Source organism: Desulfolithobacter sp., from assembly GCF_054025815.1.
This window is the reverse complement of record NZ_JBPMMS010000025.1, coordinates 45342-51808: the sequence shown is the minus strand read 5'-3', so window position 1 is coordinate 51808 and position 6467 is coordinate 45342. Positions and strand designations below refer to the sequence as shown.

Annotated in this window: 7 protein-coding genes and 1 pseudogene; 3 read left to right on the top strand and 5 right to left on the bottom strand. The window is 53.2% G+C overall.

Annotated features, from left to right (window positions below):
- From ACXJJY_RS07070 to ACXJJY_RS07050, 5 genes and pseudogenes are all read right to left on the bottom strand, one after another.
- A pseudogene (locus ACXJJY_RS07070) lies at positions 1-391 on the bottom strand (RNA-directed DNA polymerase); the annotation flags it as partial.
- 501 nt (positions 392-892) lie between these two features.
- Positions 893-1267 carry a helix-turn-helix domain-containing protein gene (locus ACXJJY_RS07065; protein WP_456386357.1) on the bottom strand — a complete coding sequence of 125 codons (375 nt, stop codon included), beginning with the start codon at positions 1265-1267 and terminating at the stop codon, positions 893-895.
- Between the two features lie 362 nt (positions 1268-1629).
- Positions 1630-2412, bottom strand: coding sequence for a PhzF family phenazine biosynthesis protein (locus ACXJJY_RS07060; protein ID WP_456386355.1), 783 nt, complete (start codon positions 2410-2412; stop codon positions 1630-1632).
- Between the two features lie 46 nt (positions 2413-2458).
- Positions 2459-2755, bottom strand: a complete 297-nt coding sequence (locus ACXJJY_RS07055; protein WP_456386353.1) for an isoamylase early set domain-containing protein — start codon at positions 2753-2755, stop codon at positions 2459-2461.
- A gap of 153 nt (positions 2756-2908) precedes the next feature.
- Positions 2909-3052: a hypothetical protein gene (locus ACXJJY_RS07050; protein ID WP_456386351.1), complete on the bottom strand. Its 144-nt coding sequence runs from the start codon at positions 3050-3052 to the stop codon at positions 2909-2911.
- 60 nt (positions 3053-3112) lie between these two features.
- Between ACXJJY_RS07050 and ACXJJY_RS07045 the strand changes: the two genes are divergently transcribed.
- The 3 genes from ACXJJY_RS07045 to ACXJJY_RS07035 all read left to right on the top strand — a co-directional run bounded on the left by ACXJJY_RS07045 (position 3113) and on the right by ACXJJY_RS07035 (position 6461).
- Positions 3113-4378, top strand: a complete 1266-nt coding sequence (locus ACXJJY_RS07045) for a peptidase U32 family protein (RefSeq protein ID WP_456386349.1) — start codon at positions 3113-3115, stop codon at positions 4376-4378.
- Positions 4379-4575: 197 nt separating this feature from the next.
- Positions 4576-5646, top strand: a complete 1071-nt coding sequence (locus ACXJJY_RS07040) for a hypothetical protein (protein ID WP_456386347.1) — start codon at positions 4576-4578, stop codon at positions 5644-5646.
- 233 nt (positions 5647-5879) lie between these two features.
- A complete protein-coding gene (locus tag ACXJJY_RS07035; protein WP_456386345.1) occupies positions 5880-6461 on the top strand; it encodes an FmdE family protein in 582 nt (193 codons plus the stop codon).
- Positions 6462-6467 lie beyond the last annotated feature (6 nt).

Genomic DNA, 6467 nt, shown 5'->3' with positions numbered 1-6467 from the left:
AACCAGAATACCCTGAGCCATTGGCAAATAGTGTACCTTTTTTATGATCAATTTCGATCCTATAGGAACATGCGACATTTTCAGCAACAGGGACTCGTGCTTTCTCAACACCTTCACCGATTTCGTATGACAGGGCTGTATAAATGAGTGTATTTATTGGGTCAAGTTGATGAACTACCCGAAAACTTCCATTTGGTTTGATGGAAGTAAATGTTCTTGGCTGATCTATTGGATAACCACCAACATCATTGCATGTTAAATGAGTTATCACCTCTTCCCAATTTGCCCAAAGAGCTTCAAATTCAAATGGTTTGGGATAGAAATCTGAATCATAGAATTTGACAATATGATTTTTTGCAAATTCCAGAGATTTCCTGCTTAATCGTGCCATTTATTTCCTTTTTGGGTATAACAGTGTTAATATATGGACTTTTTCCATCATATTGGACGCAATAGGCGCCCCTTCTTTCCGTGTACGTCCTATATCAAGGGCAAAAAATGGAAAAGTTGAAATTCCTTTGTCTGTGTATTGCGATTTTCTTCCTGTTTTCCAGGTGTCGCAATATTAAGTGTATATTATGGAAAATCAATATGGCGTTAGGCCAGATCCAAAGGTAAGTTTCTCACGGGGTATGATTTTTTTTGCTGGCGACAGCTACCATTCGGACTACAGCAGCTGACCATCTGGACAAAGGGCGATCCGCTGTTTCGCAGGCCCTTTGCAGGCAGGTATCTCGTCACAGAGTTTGTAACTGTGCGATTTTACGTGCCAAGAATTTGCAAGTGGTCAGGGTTGGTGTAGATTCCCGCAGGCACGGCAGTCCGCTGCAGCCAAGCTGTGCGGAAAGTCTGATCGTGCGAGGATGAGGTGCCCCTGAACACTCACGGTCTGTCAGAGGAGCGAGGAAAGAACTTCGCATGTACGACACACTTCCATTTTGCCTTTCCAGTCTTTGTCCACAGTGCAGTCACACTGGGTGCCGCTGAGGAACCAGCAGAGATGGCCTGCCTGAAATTCCCAGGCCGGGCAATTTTTCTTGTTGGGACATTTTTTCCGGGTCCAGCAATCTTTGCGTTTCTTGGGCCGATCCTTTTGACGCCGGTTGACCAGCAGAAAGTAAATCTGCCGTTCCACATGCAGGGGTACGGAACGCCATCCCTGTTCGTAACTCTGCACCGCCTTGAGGGATACCCCAAGGAGCTGAGCGAGCTGTTTCTGGGTTTTGTCAAGGATGGATCTGGCCTTGGAAAACTGTTCTTTATTCATGTCTGGTCTGCATGGTGTAAGGGAGTGTTTATTAATAGCCGTGTACCACGGTGTGTCACAAAGGGCAAGGGTTTTATTATGGTTTTTCCGGGAAGGATATAAAAAAACAGGCGGGGGATACGAGAGCAGAAGAATTTCTGAACCAGAATCTCAAAACATCTCTAAACTGAAAAAAGATGGTTGTCAAGAAAAGTTGGAATAGAAAAAACTGATATTTTCCATTCGTGTTATTTAACCCGAACAATCGACACAGCAGGCAGAATTGGCAGGGCTGGTGTTCCTGGATTGTCGAGGCCGGGAAACGCGAAAAATGGTCTGGCCAGGCTGGCTTGTCAATAGAACAAACAGTGCCTGGCGCCAGATCAGACGTGTATGGTTCCCGACATGTAGAAGGTGGCTTGACCGCCGATAAGGACTCGATCCCCGGCCATTTCGCACAGCAGTTCTCCGCTGCGGGCCGAAACCTGGCGGGCGTGCAGTTTTTTCCGTTTCAAGCGATGGGCCCAGTAGGGGATGAGAGTGCAGTGGGCCGAGCCGGTGACCGGGTCCTCGTCAATGCCTGCGGCCGGGGCAAAACAGCGGGAGACAAAGTCCACCTTTTCTCCTGGTGCCGTGGCGATCACGGCCAGGCAGTCCAGGGTGGCCAGCTGGGTAAAGTCAGGCCTGAGACCCCTCACTTTTTCTTCGCTGTTGAAAACGGCCAGCAGATCTCTCGATTTATAGACTGCCAGTGGTTTTTGGCCAAGTCCCTTTGTCAACTCCGGCAAAATTTCGATTTGTCGTCCGGGACGGGATGGGAAATCGAGCACATAGATGTTTTCTTCCGAGCGCTCCACAGCCAGACGACCACTCATGGTCTCAAACTGTACCCGGTCGGTGGAGATGAGTTTTTGTGTAAAGAGGACGGCCGCCGCGGCCAGGGTGGCGTGGCCGCAGAGATCCACCTCCATGGCCGGGGTGAACCAGCGCAGCCGCCAGGCATCCCCGTCCCGGCTCAGGAATGCGGTTTCCGAGTGGCGGTTTTCCGCCGCGATTGCCTGGAGGATCGAATCAGCGGGCCACTCGTCCAGCAGGCAGACGCCGGCCGGGTTGCCCCGAAAGACCTTGTCGGTAAAGGCATCGACATGAAAATAGGGGATATCCATACGGGGTACTCTGTTTGTGAATCATGGATTCGGGCGGTGCGAAAGATCAGATTTCGACCACCGAGTTTTGTTCACCGAATTCGTTGGCCACATACCGGTCTGCCTCCGGATCGTTAACCCAGGTGGTGCTGTCCAGCACATAGCGGTAGCTGTACGACTGTCCGGCCGGCAGGGTGATGGTTACCGAAAAAGAGCCGTCTTTCAACCTTTTCATTGGGGTTGCGTCGGTGGACCACTGGTTGAAGTCTCCGGCCAGGACCGCAGTTTTTGCCTGTTCTTTGTTGGGATACTTGAAAGTGACCCGGCAACGCCGACCGGTTTTGGTATAATTTTTTTTCAGCATAGCACTATCCTCCTGGTTGTTACTGATGATTGTAACTGTAAAGTAGAGCACCGGGAGGATAAGTCAACTTGTTTAGAGCTGGTAGATCATCAATCTGTTCGTTTGTCATTTGCGGATGATATATGGTCGATTTTATGATTCTTTGGATAAGTGTCAAATACCGTACAGTGTCCGACTGCTGTCCCGGGCTGCGGCCAGAACCTCTTCACGATCCGGATTAAAATCCCGGTCGCCCAGACGGGTGTGGGTGTCGATGATGGAATGTCTGGCATTGTTGTCTCCTGCCGGGGCCACCACTGGACTTTCCCGGCCGATTACAGTACCTCTTGTACCAATTCTATTCCGAAGAGGTATACCATGATACTGGAAAAACAGAGTAAAAAAAATATCAGGCTGCCCGAGCTGCTGGCCCCGGCCGGAAATTTCGAAAAACTGGTCACCGCTATCCATTACGGAGCCGATGCGGTTTATCTGGGTGGAAGGAACTACAGCCTGCGGGCCCGCGCCGGTAATTTTGATGCCCAGGGAATGCGCAGGGCTGTGGCCTATGCCCATGAACACGGTGTCCGGGTCTATGTCACGGTCAACATCTTTGCCCATAACCGGGATTTTGCCGGCCTGGCGGACCATCTTCGTTTCCTGGCCGGCATCGGTGTGGACGGGCTGATCATCGCTGATCCAGGCATTCTGCTTACCGCCAGGGAGACAGTGCCGGACATGGCCCTTCACCTGTCCACCCAGGCCAATGTCACAAATGCCGCCAGTGCCCGTTTCTGGGCCATGCAGGGAGTGCAACGGCTCAATCTTGCCCGCGAGCTTGGAATCGGGGAGATCAAACGGATAAGGGACGCCACAGAGGTGGAATTGGAGATTTTTGTCCATGGCGCGCTCTGTATCTCCTATTCAGGGCGCTGCTTGCTCTCCAGCTATTTGACCGGCCGGGACGCCAACCAGGGCGACTGCGCTCATCCCTGCCGTTATTCCTATCATCTGGTGGAAGAGAAGCGGCCGGGCCAGTATTTTCCGGTGGAGGAAGACGGGCGGGGAACCTATATCTTCAACTCCCAGGATCTCTGTCTGCTGTCCCGTTTGCCCGAGCTTGTAGAGACCGGGATCGATTCCATCAAGATCGAGGGACGGATGAAATCCATGGGGTATGTGGGGAGTGTGGTCAGGGTCTATCGGGCGGCTCTGGACTGGATCGGTTCCCGTCTTCAGGGCGGAGAGGATCCCCGGGAAATTGTTCTGCCGCATAACTTTACGGAAGAAATAGAGAAAACCGGGACTCGCGGTCAGACACAGAATTTTTTTGATAGCCGGCCTTCAGCTGAGGCCATGCTTTATGATACAATGCGTACAGCTCAAAAATTTGCGCCGGTGGGCATTGTGCGCGGGATCAGACCGCTTGAGATTGAGACCCGCAATGTACTTAAGACCAGTGATCGGATTGAGTATCTTGGCCGTGGCATGGAAACGGTTTCCTGTATCGTGACCGGCATGATCGACGCCAGGGGAGAGGAACTGGACCGGGCCAACCCCGGCAGCAGAGTGATTCTGCAAACAGAACCGGAACTGAAGCAGGCTGAGCTTCACGGTATCTTGCGCAAAGATCTGAATCGGTGAGAGGTATGAACCAAAGATTATTTGCCTTTCATCTGAAATTGGAGGCGCAATCATGGCGGCTTGATGTATCCGCTGTATCATCAATTTTTGACAGAACGTCACTGTAATCAATGGGCCTCTTCCCGGAGTATGCGTTTATCTGGCGACTGCGGCGAAAGTCATCTTTACGGATCCAGTAAAACGATTGGGCAGCAGCCATGACTTCTTTTCTCAATGTCCCTTTTCTTCCTGACCCGCAGTATGCCTTTTTTCTGGCAGAGAATGTCGCGGCCCTGGAATCTATTCATTTTGAATTGCCGGGCCGGCACGGCTTTGACAGTCGGGTGCGTTTTGATCACACTGAGCTTGAGCTCACCCTTGATCTGCTGGATACCATCACGGGACCACGCCGTTATGTTCTGCTCAACAGCCGTTTCTATTCACCGGCCCTGTTTACCGGCTCCGATAATCTGCGGGAGCTGGTGGAAATTCTGGATCACTGTGCTTCCAGGGTCGGCCTGGATGGAATTATCTACAGTGACCATTATCTGCTGCAGCTGCTCGCCGATGCTGCGCCCGAGCTGGGGGCCGCCCTCGAGGCCGTGCCCAGTGTCAACACCATGATGGACAGCTTTGCCCGTGTCAGGGCCCAGCTCGGTTATATTCGCGAAACAGGGTTCCGCCTACCGGCAAAGATAATCCTGGATCGTTCCCTGAACCGGGACCTGGACCGGCTGGCCGCCATCGGCCTGCAGCGGGACCAGGAACTGCCGCAGATTGGCCTCGAACTGCTGGCCAATGAGGGTTGCCTGCCCTTTTGTCCCTACAAGTTGTCCCATGACGCCTACATAGCCTTTTCCAATCTCACAGGCCGAGACTGCACCTACCACATGAACCGGGGCCTGGGATGCATGCGGCTGGTGGAGCGACAGCCGCACCGTTTGCTGCAGTCTCCCTTCATCCGCCCGGAGGACACGGATCTCTATCTCTATCACGTGGAGTCCATAAAGATTTGCGGACGGACCCTTGGACCGGAATTTCTGACCAGAACCGTTGCCGCTTACATCGAGCACCGCTGGGAGGGTAACCTGCTGGAGCTGCTCGACGCCATGTATCACCTTTCCGAACGGCTCTACGTGGATAACCGGGGCCTGTCGTTCGATTTTGCCAATATTCTTTCCATGTGCGCCCATCAATGTGATGAGTGCGGCTTTTGCGAGGAACTTTTCGAGACCATTTCCCGTCCCTTGCCTCTTACCCTCCAGGACAGGCGGGTAGCTGTTGATTGACACCGCTCTCTCCTCCAGGTAAGCTGCCTCCCGGGTCCGGAAAGTTCGTTTCTGTTTCTCACCTGTTCCATTACCAGGCGGTGGCGTCCGACCCTGCGACCGGGTCGTGCTCCATGTAAGCCGGTATGGCTGAGATGGACACAGGCGGTCTTATGCACAAACAAAACATGAAAATTATCACGGGAAAAGGAATCTTGTGGTTATTTTCTGTATGACTCTACAGGCTTGCAACTATGGAATCCTTTGAAAAGCTGCTTGAAATATCGACAAAGATCCACGGCCATGTCTGTGCCGGCCAGGTGATCGGGGTGCGGATGTCCATGCTTGGGCTCAGGCTGACAGGTATTGATGATCCCAGGGGTGATGACCGCAAGAAGCTCTATGTGGTCGTCGAGATCGACAGGTGTGCCACCGACGCCATCCAGTCGGTTACCGGCTGCAGCCTGGGTAAGCGTTCCATGCGCTGGAAGGATTTCGGGATCATGGCTGCCACTTTTGTCAACCTGGAGACCGGCCGCGCGGTCCGGATCACGGCCCGGGAGGAATCGCGGGAACTGGCGAAGAAATATGCCCCGGCGGTGGGCAACAAATACCAGCAGCAGCTTGACGCCTACCGGATCATGCCGGAAGAGGAGCTGTTCAAGGTGGAAGAAGTGCGGGTGGATATCCCTGAATGCGACATGCCGGGCCGGCCGGTACGGCGGGTTCAGTGTGAGGGGTGCGGCGACTGGGTCCAGGACTGCCGGGAGGTGGAGCGCTATGGCCGCATCCTCTGCCGCGCCTGTGCCGGTGAGCGCTATTACGAGCGTTTGTGAGCCGGA

Excerpts from the sequence above, each read along its gene's own strand:
- ACXJJY_RS07035 (WP_456386345.1), top strand. The coding sequence starts at position 5,880 with ATGGAATCCTTTGAAAAGCTGCTTGAAATATCGACAAAGATCCACGGC.
- ACXJJY_RS07040 (WP_456386347.1), top strand. The coding sequence starts at position 4,576 with ATGACTTCTTTTCTCAATGTCCCTTTTCTTCCTGACCCGCAGTATGCC.
- ACXJJY_RS07055 (WP_456386353.1), bottom strand. The coding sequence starts at position 2,755 with ATGCTGAAAAAAAATTATACCAAAACCGGTCGGCGTTGCCGGGTCACT.
- ACXJJY_RS07060 (WP_456386355.1), bottom strand. The coding sequence starts at position 2,412 with ATGGATATCCCCTATTTTCATGTCGATGCCTTTACCGACAAGGTCTTT.
- ACXJJY_RS07045 (WP_456386349.1), top strand. The coding sequence starts at position 3,113 with ATGATACTGGAAAAACAGAGTAAAAAAAATATCAGGCTGCCCGAGCTG.
- ACXJJY_RS07065 (WP_456386357.1), bottom strand. The coding sequence starts at position 1,267 with ATGAATAAAGAACAGTTTTCCAAGGCCAGATCCATCCTTGACAAAACC.